A 16,115-nucleotide genomic window follows, 5' to 3' on the forward strand; every position below is an offset into this window, starting at 1 on the left:
GCGACCTATGATTGGTGCTTCGAATTAGGCGAGCCGTTCGACGAGTTTGTCGTATTCCGGGCTCTTCAGGAAGTTGTCGATCGAGATATGCTCCGCGCCCGGCGCCTTGAGCTTGGCGCGGTCGGTCAGCGTCTTGTGCGTAATGACGATGTCGGCGTCCTCCGGAATGTCGCTGATGGCCGTGTTGATGACCGTAACGCCGGAACCGGCCGCCTGCATCTTCTTGCGGAGAATCGAAGCGCCCATCGCGCTCGATCCCATGCCGGCATCGCAGGAGAAGACGATCTTGCGGACTTCCTCCTTAGGCTTGCCCGCGGCGTTCCCGGAGGATACGGCAGCTTGAGCGAAGGCATTCGAGACAGCCGGGCCCGCGGTCGCGACTCCGATCGCGCCGGCCGCCTTCATCTCCTTCATCCGGCTGGAAGCTTCCTCGAGGTCGCCATCTTCCGCGGTCTGCTTGCTCGTCTTAAGCAGCAGCGCCGCTACCGCGAACGATACCGCCGCGCCGGTTACGATGCCGCTCAGCGCCGCCAGCAATCCGCCCTTCGGCGCCATCGCGATGAAGGCGAAGATACTTCCGGGGGAAGGCGGAGCGACAAGGCCTGCTCCGAACAGCGAGAACGTAAACGTTCCCGTAACCCCGCCTGCGATCACGGCCAGAATAAGGCGCGGATTCATCAGGATGTAAGGGAAGTAGATCTCGTGGATGCCGCCGAAGAAGTGGATAATGGCCGCGCCGGGCGCCGATTGCCGGGCGCTTCCGCGGCCCGCGATCATGTAGGCCAGCAGGATGCCGAGTCCCGGACCCGGGTTGGCTTCCAGCATGAACAGCAGTGATTGTCCCGTGCGCGCCGCTTCCTCGACCGCGATCGGGCTGAGAACGCCGTGATTGATGGCGTTGTTCAGGAACAGGATCTTGGCCGGCTCGATCAGGATGTTCGCGAGCGGAATCAGGTTCTGGTTGACCAGGAATTCGACGCCCGAGGACAGCCACTTCGTGATCTGCTCGATCAGGGGGCCGACCCCGTTGAACGAGATCAAGGTCAGAATGGCGCCGATAATGCCGAGCGAGAAGTTGTTGACCAGCATCTCGAAGCCCGACTTGATCTTGCCTTCGATCGACCGGTCGAATTGCTTCAGCACCCAAGCGGCCAGCGGTCCGCAGATCATCGCTCCCAGGAACATCGGGATGTCCGTCCCGACGATGATGCCCATCGTCATCAGAGCCCCGATGACGCCTCCGCGCTGCTTGTGGACCATGGTTCCGCCGGTATAGCCGATCAGGAGCGGAAGCATATATTTAATCATGGGGTCGACCAGCTTAGCCATTTCTTCGTTCGGAATCCAACCGGTCGGAATGAACAGCGCCGTTATGATGCCCCAAGCGATGAACGCTCCGATATTGGGCATCACCATGCCGCTGAGGAAGCGGCCGAATTTCTGGACGCCAACCCGAATTCCTTCGGCTGAAGAATTGCTTCGGACTTCTGCCATTGAGGGTTCCTCCTCGTTTTAAGTAATCGCTTTCTTTTTCTTGCCGTCGACAATTGCTATCGTAATTCAATCCCGAATCTACCGGCAACAAGAGGATAACGAGGTTTTGTCGCTTGCGCTGTTGACAGCATTTAAGATGAGTTCCGCGGATGAAAATAATACTCGCGATTCTCCCCGGAATGGCGGCAAAAATCAGGCTGGAATGAAAACGGCTTCGATACCTCCCTATTCCGGATTTACCCAAACGGTCGGTATATTACAATTCGATTTTCGTTATGCGAGGTTCTTGTCCGAACGGGGAAGACGGCGTACGAGGAAAAAGGATGGAGACAAAAAGGGATGACCGCGTGATATAATAGATTCGCCTGCCGGAAAAATATGTAAAGAAAGGGTGTAAATGATGAAAAGGAAGACGGGAAGATTCGCAAGAGTCGCGCTGCCGGTTTTGGCGATGGCGTTGGCATTCTCGGCGACTGCGACCGCAGCCGGGGAAACCGAGCCGAACGACTCGCTGGCTGCGGCAAGCGCCACGTCCCTGGGCGAATATAACTGGGGAGTCGTCAGCGGCAGCGACGTGAACGATTACTGGAAGCTGACCGACGCGAGCTACGGAACCCATACGTTATACGGAAATTCCGGAACCGCGATGGAAGTGCGCAACTCCAGCGGAAGCCTGCTTGCTTATAAGCCGGCGGGAACGACGAGCGTCTCCTTCTTCGGCGGCGGTACCTTGTATGTCGTGGCGAGCTTCTACAGCAGCACCGCTTATAACTATTCGTTCAGCGTGAACTGATTTCAGCTCTTGACCGATTCTGTTTCATAACGGCCGGCAGGCACGATAGCCGTTAATCAAGATACCCTCTGATCCGCTGATGCAGCGGCAGAGGGGATTGGCATGGATCGGGGGAGAATCTCCCCCGTTCGAAGCTTTTTCATATCTCGGCAAGCCGTTCCATGATCCTATGGTTGTAAAAGCCGCCATGGTAGCAAACAAGGTTCTTGATAGCATAGCCTGTAAGTTTGGCCACGGAAGCTTTGGCCGCCTCCATGTCGAACGTCGTTTCCGGTTCCGAGCCATGGAGCTGGCCGTCCCGTACGAATAGCGCGTCTCCGGCGATCAAGGTGCGCGAAGGCTCGTGGTAAAGGCTGATGTGCCCCGGCGTATGCCCGGGCGTATCGATGACAAGGAGGCCTCCGCACCAGGGCAGGCGCTCTCCGCCCGCGACGACGCGATCGACGGCGGCCTTCGGAGGATTCAGCATGAGGGCTTTAAGGCCCCGGCGGAACGACTTGGGAACCTGCTCGGGCATCCGGTCGACGCTGGCGATCGCTTCGTCCGTGAATTTAAGGAGCCTTCGTTCTCCTTGGATATACGGCTTCTCCAAGGCATGCGCGCTTACTTCGATCGGAGGCGACGAATTCTCCGTAAGAGCTTGCAGGTTGCCGATATGATCGATGTCTTGGTGAGTGAGGATGATCCGGTTGATCCTTGCGGGATCTACGCCCAGGGACAGGATCGTCTCGCGAAGCTGTTGGAGCTGGCCCGGGAATCCCGTGTCCACGAGAACGACGTCCTGCTCGTCCCACAGCAGCACCGGATGGACCGTATCCGTTTGTCCCATCACCTGAGCGCGGATGGACAGCATGGCAATTCCTTGATCGATAAGCAATGCGATTCACACTCCTTGAGGATGGAGGAACCCGGCCGGGGTCTGTTTGACTATCTTAAAGGAGATGTTTCAATGTGTAAATAGATAAATTTATAATTATAACACAAAAATATTTATTTGTCAATAGGCAAATGAGGGTTGCGAGAAAGGCGGCGTGTCATGATTTTAACAAACGAATAACCGGATTACTCCCATTGGCTGATCGCGCCAAAAGAGGAGGTGCCGGGTGGCACGCATTCGTTTTCCGCGCCGGATTCCGCCAATGAGTAGTACTGGATACGCTAGCTTTGCATTAGTAAAGCCCGATTACTCTTTATCAAACCGAATCGATGGCAGATAAATGGATGCTCGAAGCCGGCAAAAAGGAATCGCCACGCCCTCAAACGGGTTAACCGCGATTCTAACGGACTTACAGTCCGTTAAATACGTTGATCTGTATGTCCATTACATTTCCAAAGGGCCATAAAACAGCGGTTAAGAGTCGCCAGTGTCCGTTAGCCGATCCCGGGCATGAAAGTCGCCGGATGACTTTCTCGGCAGTCCGACCAGGTGCATCGCTAGCATTGTCTTTTCCCCGAACCCGCCATCGAAGCAGCTTGAACGGCCTTCCCGGCGCCGAATTAGGGTTGGATGAAGTTGACAGCCGCTCCGTCAACATGTACAGTGTCTTTAGGAATTCCACTAGGGGCGCCCGCAAGGGCTGAGATAAGGCGATTCGCCTTGGTCCCTTTGAACCTGATCTGGGTCATGCCAGCGTAGGAAAGTGGGCAATGGGTGTCATATGGCGATGCGTCTGCCGGAACGGTCCCGCGGTAACGGGCGTTCCGAGCGCAAGCGGCGTGCCTTACGTCGGCGGAAGATCCTTCGAGGATGTCCGTCCCCGGAGGGTTCTTCCGCGTATCGCTTGCGTGGCGCGCACTTAGGCCGCTCCTTCTGGGGGCGGCTTTTCTGATGTCGCGGCTCCGCCGCGCTCGGAAGTCATCGGCGCAAGCATTCTGCCTTCGCGGCAGAAGCGGCAGGAGCAGGCGAAGAGTCCGCTCGCGGCGACAATTGTCCAATTTCCGGATGCTAGACAGCGACCTCCAGGGGGATTCCAATCCAACCCGTATGGAGGTTTTTTTTCATGCCGATTTTAACATCGCCCTTGCCGGGAAGCCGCAAAGTTTACGTGACCGGATCCCGCCCGGATATCCGGGTTCCGATGCGGGAGATCGCGCTCGAGCCGAGCGGCGGTCCGGGCGGAACCGAGACGCCGAACGAGCCGGTCCGCGTCTACGACGCGAGCGGCCCGTATACCGACGACTCGTTCGAAGCCGACGTTCGCAGGGGCTTGCCCGCGCTGCGGGACGGTTGGATCATCGAGCGCGAGGATACGGAAGCCTACGAGGGCAGAACGGTCAAGCCGGAAGACAACGGATTCAAGACGGAGGAGAAGGCGGTTCGCCAAGGGGCGGAGGCGTTCCCGGGGCTGCTGCGGCGTCCTCGGCGAGCCGCGGCGGGACGCAACGTAACCCAGTTGCATTACGCCCGCAAGGGCATCGTGACGCCGGAGATGGAATTCATCGCGATTCGCGAAGGAATGAGTCCGGAGTTCGTGCGGACGGAGGTGGCCGAAGGCCGGGCCGTCATTCCCGCCAACGTCAATCATCCGGAGATCGAGCCGATGATTATCGGTCGCCGTTTTCACGTCAAGATCAACGCCAACATCGGCAACTCGGCCGTCGCCTCCTCCATCGAGGAGGAAGTGGAGAAGATGACCTGGGCTGCGCGCTGGGGAGCGGATACGATCATGGATTTATCCACCGGCAAAAACATCCACACGACAAGGGAGTGGATCGTGCGCAACTCTCCCGTGCCCGTCGGAACGGTGCCGATCTATCAGGCGCTCGAGAAGGTCGGCGGCCGAGCGGAGGCGCTCAGTTGGGAGGTGTTCCGCGACACGCTCATCGAGCAGGCCGAGCAGGGCGTGGACTACTTCACGATCCATGCCGGCGTCCTTCTGCGCTACATCCCGCTTACCGCCAAGCGGGTGACCGGCATCGTGTCGCGCGGCGGCTCGATTATGGCCGCCTGGTGTCTCGCCCACCACAAGGAGAATTTCCTCTACGCGCACTTCGAGGAGATTTGCGAGATCATGAAGGCGTACGACGTGACGTTCTCCCTGGGCGACGGTCTTCGGCCGGGTTCGATCGCCGACGCCAACGACGAAGCTCAGTTCGCGGAGCTGGCGACGCTCGGCGAGCTGACGGATATCGCGTGGAAGCATGACGTTCAGGTGATGATCGAAGGTCCGGGCCACGTGCCGATGCACCTGATCAAGGAGAACGTGGATCGGCAGATGGAGGTGTGCAAGGAAGCGCCCTTCTACACGCTCGGGCCGCTGACGACGGACATCGCGCCGGGCTACGATCATCTGACGTCCGCGATCGGCGCGGCGATGATCGGTTGGTTCGGAACGGCCATGCTCTGCTACGTTACCCCGAAGGAGCATCTCGGCTTGCCGAACCGGGAGGACGTGAAGGAAGGCGTCATCGCGTACAAGATCGCCGCCCACGCGGCCGATCTGGCCAAAGGCCATCCGAGAGCCCGGATTCGCGACGACGCGCTGTCCAAGGCGCGATTCGAATTTCGCTGGCGGGACCAATTCCATCTCTCGCTCGATCCCGAACGGGCGATGGCGTACCATGACGAGACGCTCCCGGCGGAGGGAGCGAAGACGGCGCATTTCTGCTCGATGTGCGGGCCTCAATTTTGCAGCATGCGAATCACGCAGGATATTCGCGCCTATGCGGAGGAACGCGGCCTTAACGACGCGGAAGCGATCGACGCAGGCATGAAGGAGAAGGCGGAAGCGTTCAAAGCGGCGGGGGGCAATCTCTATGCGTGAACCAACGGGAGGAAGGGAACGGATGTCGAAAATAGACCGGTGCAAGCTGTACGTCATAACCGGGGAGACGTACCATCCGAACCGGGGGCTGCTGGAGGTGATGGAGTCGGCGATCCTCGGCGGCGCGGACCTGGTGCAGCTGAGGGACAAGGATGCCCCCGCGCGGGAGCTGCTGGAGAAAGCCCGCGCGCTGCGGGAGCTGACGAGGAGGTACGGCGTTCCTTTGATCGTCAACGACCACCCCGAGGTTGCGCTGGCCGCGGATGCGGACGGCGTCCATCTCGGGCAGGAGGACGCGCCGATCGCCGCCGCGCGCGAGCTTCTCGGCCCGGACCGCCTCATCGGCATCTCGACCCATTCCATCGAGCAGGCGCGCGCCGCCGAGCGCGCCGGAGCCGACTATATCGGGGTCGGGCCGGTATTCCCGACGGCTACGAAGCCGGGCCGGACGGCCGTCACGACCTCCTTCGTGGCCGAAGCCGCGGCGGAGATCCGGATCCCGTTCTTCGCGATCGGCGGCATCCATCCGGGCAATGCGGCCGAGGTGCTGGCCGCCGGAGCGAAGCGGCTGTGCGCGGTGTCGGCCGTCGTCGGGAACCCGGATCCCGGCGCCGTCTGCCGGGAGATGCGCAGTCTTATCGAACGGAGCGAACGGGCGGCTTCGCCCGAAGATGCCGCCGTTCGGGAACGGGCCAAGGAAGTGACCGTAAACGGCGTCCTGAGGACGACCGAGGCTGGAACGCTGCTGGAGCTGGCGGCGGAGTTCGGGCTGGCGGACAAGAACGCCGTGGCGGAGCATAACGGGGAAGTGGCGCGCAAGGCGTACTGGCCGTTCCTTCCGCTCAAGGACGGCGACCGGATCGAATTCGTCCATTTCGTCGGAGGAGGGTGAACAACGGCATGAGGAACGAGACAAACGACCGGGATGCGCTCGTCATCGGAGAGACGAGGCTCCGTTCCCGGTTCTTTATCGGCACGGGCCGATACCCGAGTCCCGCGGTGATGCTGATGGCGCTGGAAGCCTCCGGGGCGGAGGTTATTACGTTCGCCGTCCGGCGCGTCAATCTGGGCTGCGCGGAGGACGATTCCATTCTGTCGCACCTCGCGGACCGGAAACTGATCTACTTGCCGAACACGTCGGGAGCGGGCAACGCGGACGAAGCGGTCCGAATCGCCCGGCTCGCCCGGGAAGCCGGACTCGGCAGATGGGTCAAGGTAGAGATCAGCGCGAATTCGCGTACGCTGCTGCCCGACCCGATCGAGACGCTGCGGGCGACGGAGAGGCTGGTCAAGGAAGGCTTCGTCGTTCTGCCTTATGCCTCGGACGATCCGGTGCTGTGCAAGCGGCTGGAGGAAGCCGGGGCGGCGGCCGTCATGCCGGGCGGAGCCCCGATAGGGACGGGGCTTGGGCTGCTCAATCCGTACCATCTCGGGCTGATAGCGGAGGAGGCCCGCGTGCCGGTCATCGTCGACGCGGGCCTCGGATCGGCGGCGGACGTCGCTCAGGCCATGGAGCTCGGCGCGGACGGCATCCTGGCCAATACGCCCGTCGCGCGGGCCCGGGATCCGGTCGCGATGGCCCGGGCGATGAGGCTCGCGCTGGAAGCCGGCCGGCTGTCCGCCGAAGCGGGCCGCATTCCGCGGAAGCGCTATGCGACCGCCAGCAGCGAACCGGCCGGCGTCCTGTTCGGGAACGCGGGCGGCGAGGCCGATTCCCGGAGACGGCCGACATGAAGCCGTCCGTGCTAATCGTCGGCGGAGGAATCATCGGCCTCTCCTGCGCCTTCGAGGCGGCGTCGCGCGGATTCGCCGTAACGGTGCTGGAGCGGGACGGGTTCGGAGGCCAAGCGTCCGGAGCGGCGGCGGGCATGCTCGCGCCGTTCTCGGAGAACCCGGACGGCCCCGACGCCTTCTTTCGGTTGTGCCTGGACAGCCTCCGGCTTTACCCCGAATGGGCGCGCAGAGTAGAAGAGGCTTCCGGAAGGCGCGTCGAATTCCTTCGAACCGGCAGCCTGCAGGTGGCGCTGCATGAAGCCGACGAGCTCCCATTGGCTCGGCGCATGGAGTGGCAGAGGCCGTTCGGAAGCTTCGCCGAACGGTTGAGCGGCGAGGCACTGCGGAAGCTGGAGCCGGGGCTGACCGGGGAAGCGGTCTCCGCGCTGTATTGCCCGGAAGAGGGGCACGTTCATGCGCCGAAGCTGGTCGAAGCGCTGGAGCTGGCTTGCCTTCGCGCCGGCGTTCGTCTCGTCGCGGGGGCGGGCGAGCTGCTGCGCGCGGAGGCGGATGAGAGCTCGGGCGTGCGGGTGACCGCGGCGGCGGCGGGACGTCATGCCGCCGATCTCGCCGTTTGGTGCACGGGAGCGTGGAGCGGACTGCACGGCGGATGGCTGGGCGCGCCCGTTCCCGTGCACCCGATCCGCGGGCAAATCTGCGCCTACCGCCCGTTGCCGTGCGACGTTCGCCATATGATCTTTACCTCCCAGGCCTATTGGGTTCGCAAATCGGACGGTAGCCTGGTCTGCGGCGCATCGGAGGATGTCGCCGGATTCGATCGGTCCGTTACCGAAGCCGGCATCGGCCGGCTCGTTCGCTGGACCGGCAAGATGTTTCCGGACCTGCGGGGAACGGAACCCGCGCGCCGCTGGGCGGGACTTCGCCCGGCGACGTTGGACGGATGGCCGCTTCTGGGGCCGCTAGCGTCCATGCCGGGCGTCTTCCTGGCCGCGGGACACTATCGGAACGGCATCTTGCTCAGCCCGGCAACGGCAGCCGCCGCTTGCGATTGGCTGGAAGGACGCGTCGGCCGAACCGACGGCAGGCTGGAGCCGTTCTCTCCGGAACGGTTCTCCGGGGCGAGATCGGGGAGCTAGCCTATCCGACTTGCGATCGCCTTGCCGTTCCCCTATAATAATAGCTAACATTCTCGCAAATGCTGAGATGGAGACAAGTAAGCAGCGCCTTCTTGCAGGGAGGGAACGCCGGAGACTGGGAGCGTTCCTAAGAAATCAGGCTGCCGAAATTCACTCCGGAGCAGTGCCTTGAACCCGCGTCGCGCCACGATCGGCGATCCGGCTGTAGAGGATACCGGCAGCGGCCCGTTACGCCGTAAGAGTGGGATTGTTCGTTTGCCGCGCCACGCGGCAGGATGGACGATCCAACAAGGGTGGTAACACGGTCCTTCGTCCCTTTTTCGGGAGAGGGCCTTTTTTATTTTCGACGATAAGGAGCGAGCAAGATGAAGGAACGTCTGGAAGGGCTGCGCGGCGAAGCGCTGGAGCGGCTTAAGGAAGTTAGCGATCCGAATCAGCTGAATGAGCTTAAGGTTCATTATTTGGGCAAAAAAGGCCAGCTGACGGAGATTCTGCGCGGAATGGGAGGGTTAAGCGCGGAGGAGCGTCCGGTGATCGGACAGGTGGCGAACGAAGTTCGCGCGGCCATCGAAGCCGTCATCGCCGAGAAGCAGGAAGCGTTCGATCGCGAGGAGACGGCGCGCCGCCTGCGTTCGGAGACGATCGACGTCACGCTGCCGGGCAAGAAGCGCGAAACGGGCCTCGTCCACCCTCTGACGAAGGTGACTCAGGAGATCGAGGATATTTTCCTGGGGATGGGTTATTCGATCGCGGAAGGTCCGGAGGTAGAAACCGACTTCTACAACTTCGAAGCGCTGAACCTGCCTAAGAACCACCCGGCGCGGGACATGCAGGATTCGTTCTACCTGACCGACGACATCCTGCTGCGCACGCACACGTCCCCGGTTCAGATCCGCGCGATGCGCGCCGCCGGCGGCAAGACTCCTCTGAAGGTCATCTGCCCGGGCAAGGTGTATCGCCGCGACGACGACGACGCGACGCATTCGTTCATGTTCCATCAGATCGAGGGCATCGTCGTCGGCCCGAACATCCGGATGAGCGACCTGAAGGGAACGCTGCTGCAATTCGTTCAGGCGATGTACGGCGAGAATACGCAGATTCGCCTTCGCCCGAGCTTCTTCCCGTTCACCGAGCCGAGCGCCGAAGTCGACGTGACGTGCGCGCAATGCGGAGGACACGGCTGCCGGATGTGCAAGCACACCGGCTGGATCGAGATTCTCGGCTGCGGAATGGTGCATCCGAAGGTTCTGGAATACGGCGGCTACGATCCGAAGGAAGTGACGGGCTTCGCGTTCGGCATGGGCGTCGAGCGCATCGCGCTGCTGAAGTACGACATCGACGACATTCGCCACTTCTATAACAACGACCTGAGATTCCTCGGGCAGTTCGCCCGATTGTAACGCTAAGGAAAGGAGACGACAACCTATCATGAACGTATCTTATCAATGGCTTAAAGACTATATCGATCTAAGCGGCATCGAACCTGCGCAGCTCGCCGAAATGATGACGCGCGGGGGCATCGAGATCGACTCGGTTCCTTCCCGCAACCTGGGCGTCACGCAAGTCGTGGCGGGTCTCGTCAAGACGAAGGAGAAGCATCCGGACGCCGATAAGCTGAGCGTTTGCACAGTAGACGCCGGCACCGGCGAGGATCTGCAGATCGTCTGCGGAGCGCCGAACGTAGCGGCCGGGCTGAAGGTCCCGGTGGCCGTGGTCGGAGCGGAGCTGCCGGGCGGTTTGAAAATCAAGCGCGCTAAGCTGAGAGGCGTAGAATCGCAAGGAATGCTTTGCTCGGCGAAGGAGCTCGGCATCAACGAGAAGCTACTGCCGAAGGAACAGCAGGAAGGCCTGTACATTCTTCCGGCCGACACGAAGATCGGAGCCAGCATTCTGGACGTTCTCGCTCTGGACGACTCCATTCTGGAGCTGGACCTGACGCCGAACCGTTCGGATTGCCTCAGCATGCTGGGCGTCGCTTACGAGGCTTCCGCCCTGACGGGCCGGCCGTTGACGCTGCCGGATCCGGCGATGGAGCTGATCTCTTCCGGCGAATGGGCTTCGGAACGCGTCAAGGTGAAGATCAGCAATCCGGAGCTGTGCTCGCATTATTCGGCCCGCTACATCCGCGGCGTCAAGATCGGACCTTCGCCTCTGTGGATGCAGAACCGGCTGATCGCCGCGGGCGTCCGTCCGATCAGCAATATCGTCGACATCACCAACTACGTCATGCTGGAATACGGCCAACCGCTGCACGCGTTCGACGCGGCTAAGGTAGCCGGAGGACAGATCGACGTGCGCCTGGCCCGCGAAGGCGAAACTCTCGAGACGCTGGACGGCAAGGAACGCAGCCTAGAGCCGCATATGCTGCTTATCGCGGATGCGGAGAAGCCGATCGCGCTGGCCGGCGTCATGGGCGGCCTCAACTCCGAAGTGACGGACGACACCGTGGATATCATTCTGGAGTCCGCGCGTTTCGACGGAGGATCGGTTCGCCGCACGTCGAGACAGCTCGGTCTGCGCTCCGAAGCTTCGGCGCGCTTCGAGAAGGAAGTCGATCCGGGTCGCGTCCTGGAGGCGCTCGATCGCGCGGCCGTCCTCATGGCGAAATACGCCGGAGGCGAAGTGCTGGACGGAGCGGTTCAAGCCGGCGCGGCGAACGTCGAGCCCGTCGTCGTGAAGATCGGTCTCGATCGCATCAACAGCTTCCTCGGAACGCGGATTCCGTCGCTCGAGGTGAAGACGATCTGGTCCCGCCTGCAGTTCCAGGCGGTCGAAACCGCGGAATCGGAATGGCAAGTCACGGTGCCGTCCCGCCGCAACGGCATCAGCCGCGACGTCGATCTGATCGAGGAAGTCGCTCGCCTGCACGGGTACGACGAGATTCCGACGACGCCGATCGAAGGACCGACGACGACCGGAGCGCTGACGAAGCCGCAAGCGGTTCGCCGGGAATTGCGCAAGCTGCTTGCCGCGGCGGGATTGTTCGAGGCGATCTCCTACAATGTCGTTTCTCCGCAGCGGGCCGCGTTGTTCCCTCAACTGAACGGAAGCGCGGAGGGCGCCAAGCCGATTCCGCTCGCGATGCCGATGAGCGAGGAGCGCAGCGTGCTCCGCACGGTGCTGCTGCCGAGCCTGCTGGAAGCGGCCGCTTATAACCAAGCGCGCAAGACGAACGACGTGGCTCTGTTCGAGATCGCGAACGTGTTCCACTCGGACGAAACGGCGCTCACCAAGCTGCCGACCGAGAAGACCCGCGTCGCGCTGCTGCTTACCGGCAATCGCGTGTCCTCCGCTTGGAACCGCCAATCGGAGAAGGTCGACTTCTACGACGCGAAGGGCATCCTGGATTCCGTCTTCGAGCGCTTCGGGTTGGCGGATCGTATCGCGTATTCGGCGGCTCAGCCGGAGCACTTCCATCCGGGACGCACGGCCGAGCTGAAGCTTGAGCGGGACGGGGGATCCGTATCGATCGGTTACGTCGGCCAGCTGCATCCCGACCTGCAGCGCGAGTTCGACCTTGGGGACACCTTCGTCGCCGAGATCGAGCTTGCCGCGTTGTACGATCATGTAGATGCCTCGATCAAGTACCGCACGCTGCCGCGTTATCCTTCCGTCGAACGGGATTTGGCCGTCGTCGTCGGCCGCGAGGTCGAAGGAGGAGCTCTGGTCGCGGCGATCGAGGAAGCGGCCGGCGAGCTGCTCGAGTCGGCCGGGGTATTCGACGTGTATACCGGGGAGCGGCTCGGGACGGAGAAGAAAAGCGTCGCGCTATCGACCGTTTACCGCCATCCGGAGCGCACGCTGACGGACGAAGAAGTGACGGAAGCTCATAACCGCGTATTGACAAAATTGGAACAAACTTTCGGAGCCGAACTTCGAAAATAAGCAGGAAACTTTTTGAACCGCAGCGAATACATCATGACGCAAAGCAATAGGCGTTCCGATTCTAGCGCGGAGCGTCGGCCGCGCGCAGATGGATTCGCTGCGATTTTTCATATAGATACTGGGAGGTACAAACCGTGAATGCTGATGATCGTACTCGCGTAACGGTTGACATATATGGGACGCAATATACGCTGACGGGCCATTCGAACCCCGATCACATGCGGCGTGTCGCCTCCATGGTGAACGAGCAGATGTTCAAGATCTCCAACGGTTCGCCGCGCTTGGATTTGTCCAAGCTCGGCGTGCTCGCTTCCGTCAACATGGCGGACGAGCTTCTTCGCCTTCGCCGGGAGAACGAGCGGCTGCTGCACGAGGAAGCCGAGAGAATCCGGCTGTCCGAGGAACTGCTCAAGCTGGGAAGCGAGCTGTCGGCCGTCAAAGAGCGCGGCGAGCGGGAGCTCGAAGCTCTCAGGCAACAGAGCCGGCTCGAGTTGGAAGCGCTCCGCGAAACCAACCAGCAGACGGTCGATTCTCTCATCGAGAGCAATCAGCAGACGATCGATTCGCTGGTCGAGAGCAACCAGCAAGAGGTGGACTCTCTGATCGAGAGCCATCGCACCGAGCTGGAATCCGTTCGGAAGCAGCATGCTGCCGCCTTGGACAAGCTTAAAGCCGAGAACGAAGAGCTTCTGGAACAGACGACCCTCGAATATAACGAGCTTCTGGAAGCGGAGCGTTCCGAGAAGGAGTCGAAGCTCGAGCAAGCGCGTCTGGCCCGCGAGGCCGAGGTCGCCGCGCTTCGGGAAGCCGCGGAGCTGCGGGAGCGGGAGCTGAAGGAGACCTCGGAACGGCGGGAGCAAGAGTTGATGGAAGCCGCGGCGCTGCGGGAGAGAGAACTGACGGAAACCGCGGAGCTGGAGCGCCAAGCGCTTCTGGAGGAATCCCTTCGGAAGCAGCAGGAGCTGCGGGAGTCCGCGGATTCGGCTCTCCGCGAGCTTCGCGAGCAGGCCGAGAAGGATCAGAACGAGCTGTTGGCCGCGGCGGAGCTCGAGCTGTCCGGCGTCCGTTCGGAGCTCGAGGGCAAGCTGAACGCGGTTCAAGGCGATCTTGCCGCGAGCGCGTCCGAGCGGGAGCGGCTGGAAGCGAGGCTTAAAGAGGCGGAATCCGCCTATAAGCAAGAGCTTAGCGAGCTCGAGAGCAAGCTGGAGCGAACGCAAGCGGAGCATGAGAAGGAGAGAACCGAGATTATCGCCGCTTCCGAAGCGAAGCTGGCCGAGCTGACGCGCGAGCATACGAACGAGATTACGGCGCTTACTTCCGAGCATGACGACATCGTTCATCTGCTGACCTCTTCTCGCGAGGAAGAGCTTCAGTCCGTTCGCGCCGAATACGAGGCGAAGCTGCAAGCGCTGACGGCATCGCTGGAGGAAGAGCGGCAAGCCGCCCGATCCGAGCGCGAGACGGCCGTTCAAGAGATTCGCTCCGAATACGAGCGGATTCTTCATACGGTGCGGGCCGAGCACGAGGAGGCCTTGCTCGCGGTTCAAATCGAGCAGGAAGAGAAGCTTCAGCAGGCGCTCGCCGAGAAGGAAGCCGCGCTTGAGGCGGTTCGGACCGGCCATGAAGAGAAGCTGAAGGAGCTCGAAGAGGCGCGCGTTAAGCTGGAAGAAGCGCTGCTCGCCGCTCGCAGCGAGCACGAGGAAGCATTGCAGTCCGTTCGTTCCGGGCACGAGGAAGCTCTGCAATCCGTTCGTTCCGAGCAAGAGAAAATCCTGCAGGCTGCTCGCTCCGAGCACGAAGAAGCCCTCCTGTCCGCTATCGTCGAGCATGAGGCTGTCCTTCAGGAAGCGATCTCGGAAAGAGATGCCGCCCGCGAAGCGGTTCGAGCCGAACGGGAAGCGAAGGAGGCCGCGCTTGAAGCGGCCCGTTCCGAGCTCGAGTCGAAGCTCGCGGCGCTGTCCGCCGAATACGAAGGCAAGCTCGACGAAGAACGCGCGATCCTGACGGCAAGAGCGGAAGCGCTGCTGACGGAATACTCGGCGTTGCTCGAGAAGACGCAGCAGGAGCAATCCGGCAAGCTGGAGCAGCTGGAACGAGAGCATCGCCGGCAGCTGGAAGCCCTGGAGGCGGAGCATGCCAAGGCGCTCGAAGCGAAGCAGAAGGAGCTGGACGCGCGAATCGTCTCGCTGGAATCCGAGAAGGATTCCGTCCTTTACGAGCAGCTTGAGGAATTCGAGGCCGTTCGGAACGCGCTGCGAACGGAGCATCAGGCGGAAGTGGACGCCTTGAAGGCCGCGCAATTGTCGGAGCGGGACCAATGGCAGCTGGCCGTCGAGAAGCTGGAGCTCCGATGCCTGGAGCTTCGGCAATTGGCGGAAGAGACCGAACGGGCGCTCGAATCCGCGAGGCAGGAGGCCTCCTCATTGCTCCAAACGGAGCTCGAGACGAGAGAGCTGCTGGAGCAACGGCTTGCCGAACAAGAGCAGCTTCTAGGCGGTCTCGCCGAGAGCGAGCAAGAAGCGCGGAAGCGCTCAAGCGAGTTGGAAGCGACGCTGTCCGAACTCGAGAGCCGTCTCCGGGAGCAGGCTTCGCGCCTGGCGGAAGAGCGTGCCGCGCGGGAGAACGCGGAGAAGCATCTCGAAGAGACGAACGGACTGCTCGACGAGCTAGCCGATCAGGAGCAAGGGGTTCACCAGCGCCAACGGGCGTTGGAGGAGAAGCTAAGCGACCTCGAGCGCGGCAAGGAAGAGCTGGAAGCGAAGCTGGAGTCCGCGATAGCGGCCCGTCAGTCGGCCGAGCGGTCGCTGGAAGAGCAGAGAGCCCAGCTGTCCGAGCTTGGCGATAGGGAACGGGCGGCAAGGGAAGCCGCTTCGAGGTTGTCGGCGCAGCAGCCGGAGCTGGAGCGCAGAGTCGAAGAACTCCTTCGGGAGCTTGACCGCCGGAAGGAAGCGGCGGCTCATGCGGAGAGAGAGCTGGAGATCGCCCGGGCTCAAGCGGCTGCCGTCGAATCGCTGGAAGGCCAGCGCCAAGCCGAGCTGGAGCTGCTCCAGACGGAGAGAGCAACCGAGTTGGCCAAGCTTCGCGCTCGCCATCAAGAGGAGATCGAGTCTCTCCGTTCTCAGTTGGACGAAGAGCTCGCCCTCCGTCTGGCCGAGGCGGCGGAGGATAAAGGCAACGACGAAGAGATCGAGAGGCTGAATGCCGAGCTTCAGTCCATCCGAAGGGAGCATGAAGCTCTCCTCGTGGAATATTCGAAGCTTCAGAACGAATATAACGAATGGATCGACATGCTGGAGACGGAGACGTAAT

At 61.7% G+C, this 16,115-nt stretch carries 10 protein-coding genes and 1 riboswitch; of the genes, 8 read left to right on the plus strand and 2 right to left on the minus strand.

The genetic code is table 11. The features are described from left to right. Window positions 1–24: 24 nt before the first annotated feature. Window positions 25–1,494, minus strand: coding sequence for a PTS mannitol transporter subunit IIBC (locus H7B67_RS06160; RefSeq protein ID WP_185118912.1), 1,470 nt, complete (start codon window positions 1,492–1,494; stop codon window positions 25–27). Between the two features lie 397 nt (window positions 1,495–1,891). Here H7B67_RS06160 and H7B67_RS06165 point away from each other — a divergent pair, with 397 nt between their 5' ends. After that, window positions 1,892–2,287, plus strand: a complete 396-nt coding sequence (locus H7B67_RS06165; RefSeq protein WP_185118913.1) for a hypothetical protein — start codon at window positions 1,892–1,894, stop codon at window positions 2,285–2,287. Window positions 2,288–2,426: 139 nt separating this feature from the next. Here H7B67_RS06165 and H7B67_RS06170 read toward each other — a convergent pair whose 3' ends face one another. Next, window positions 2,427–3,164 (minus strand): MBL fold metallo-hydrolase, encoded by a 738-nt coding sequence (locus H7B67_RS06170; RefSeq protein ID WP_245363968.1) that lies wholly within the window; start codon window positions 3,162–3,164, stop codon window positions 2,427–2,429. A gap of 673 nt (window positions 3,165–3,837) precedes the next feature. Further along, window positions 3,838–3,943: riboswitch (TPP riboswitch) on the plus strand. 344 nt (window positions 3,944–4,287) lie between these two features. Between H7B67_RS06170 and thiC the strand changes: the two genes are divergently transcribed. From thiC to zapA, 7 genes are all read left to right on the plus strand, one after another. Then, window positions 4,288–6,051, plus strand: a complete 1,764-nt coding sequence (thiC, locus tag H7B67_RS06175; protein ID WP_185118914.1) for a phosphomethylpyrimidine synthase ThiC — start codon at window positions 4,288–4,290, stop codon at window positions 6,049–6,051. A gap of 22 nt (window positions 6,052–6,073) precedes the next feature. After that, window positions 6,074–6,943: a thiamine phosphate synthase gene (thiE, locus tag H7B67_RS06180; protein ID WP_221468679.1), complete on the plus strand. Its 870-nt coding sequence runs from the start codon at window positions 6,074–6,076 to the stop codon at window positions 6,941–6,943. Between the two features lie 8 nt (window positions 6,944–6,951). Beyond that, window positions 6,952–7,785, plus strand: coding sequence for a thiazole synthase (locus H7B67_RS06185; RefSeq protein ID WP_185118915.1), 834 nt, complete (start codon window positions 6,952–6,954; stop codon window positions 7,783–7,785). Beyond that, entirely contained in the window at window positions 7,782–8,921 is a 1,140-nt protein-coding gene (thiO, locus tag H7B67_RS06190; protein WP_185118916.1) for a glycine oxidase ThiO, read from the plus strand. Before H7B67_RS06185 ends, thiO begins: the two co-directional genes overlap by 4 nt. Before the next feature lie 365 nt (window positions 8,922–9,286). After that, a complete protein-coding gene (gene pheS / locus H7B67_RS06195; protein WP_185118917.1) occupies window positions 9,287–10,321 on the plus strand; it encodes a phenylalanine--tRNA ligase subunit alpha in 1,035 nt (344 codons plus the stop codon). A 28-nt stretch (window positions 10,322–10,349) separates the two neighbouring features. Beyond that, window positions 10,350–12,806 carry a phenylalanine--tRNA ligase subunit beta gene (gene pheT / locus H7B67_RS06200; RefSeq protein ID WP_185118918.1) on the plus strand — a complete coding sequence of 819 codons (2,457 nt, stop codon included), beginning with the start codon at window positions 10,350–10,352 and terminating at the stop codon, window positions 12,804–12,806. Between the two features lie 134 nt (window positions 12,807–12,940). Further along, on the plus strand, window positions 12,941–16,114 hold the full coding sequence (zapA, locus tag H7B67_RS06205; protein WP_185118919.1) for a cell division protein ZapA: 3,174 nt from the start codon (window positions 12,941–12,943) through the stop codon (window positions 16,112–16,114). Window position 16,115: the final 1 nt, after the last annotated feature.

The organism is Cohnella thailandensis, from assembly GCF_014212135.1.
Classification (GTDB): domain Bacteria; phylum Bacillota; class Bacilli; order Paenibacillales; family Paenibacillaceae; genus Cohnella; species Cohnella thailandensis.

Bases quoted from the DNA above. Each gene is read 5' to 3' on its own strand.
- H7B67_RS06160 (WP_185118912.1), bottom strand. From the start codon at position 1,494: ATGGCAGAAGTCCGAAGCAATTCTTCAGCCGAAGGAATTCGGGTTGGC.
- H7B67_RS06165 (WP_185118913.1), top strand. From the start codon at position 1,892: ATGATGAAAAGGAAGACGGGAAGATTCGCAAGAGTCGCGCTGCCGGTT.
- thiC (WP_185118914.1), top strand. From the start codon at position 4,288: ATGCCGATTTTAACATCGCCCTTGCCGGGAAGCCGCAAAGTTTACGTG.
- thiE (WP_221468679.1), top strand. From the start codon at position 6,074: ATGTCGAAAATAGACCGGTGCAAGCTGTACGTCATAACCGGGGAGACG.
- H7B67_RS06185 (WP_185118915.1), top strand. From the start codon at position 6,952: ATGAGGAACGAGACAAACGACCGGGATGCGCTCGTCATCGGAGAGACG.
- thiO (WP_185118916.1), top strand. From the start codon at position 7,782: ATGAAGCCGTCCGTGCTAATCGTCGGCGGAGGAATCATCGGCCTCTCC.
- pheS (WP_185118917.1), top strand. From the start codon at position 9,287: ATGAAGGAACGTCTGGAAGGGCTGCGCGGCGAAGCGCTGGAGCGGCTT.
- pheT (WP_185118918.1), top strand. From the start codon at position 10,350: ATGAACGTATCTTATCAATGGCTTAAAGACTATATCGATCTAAGCGGC.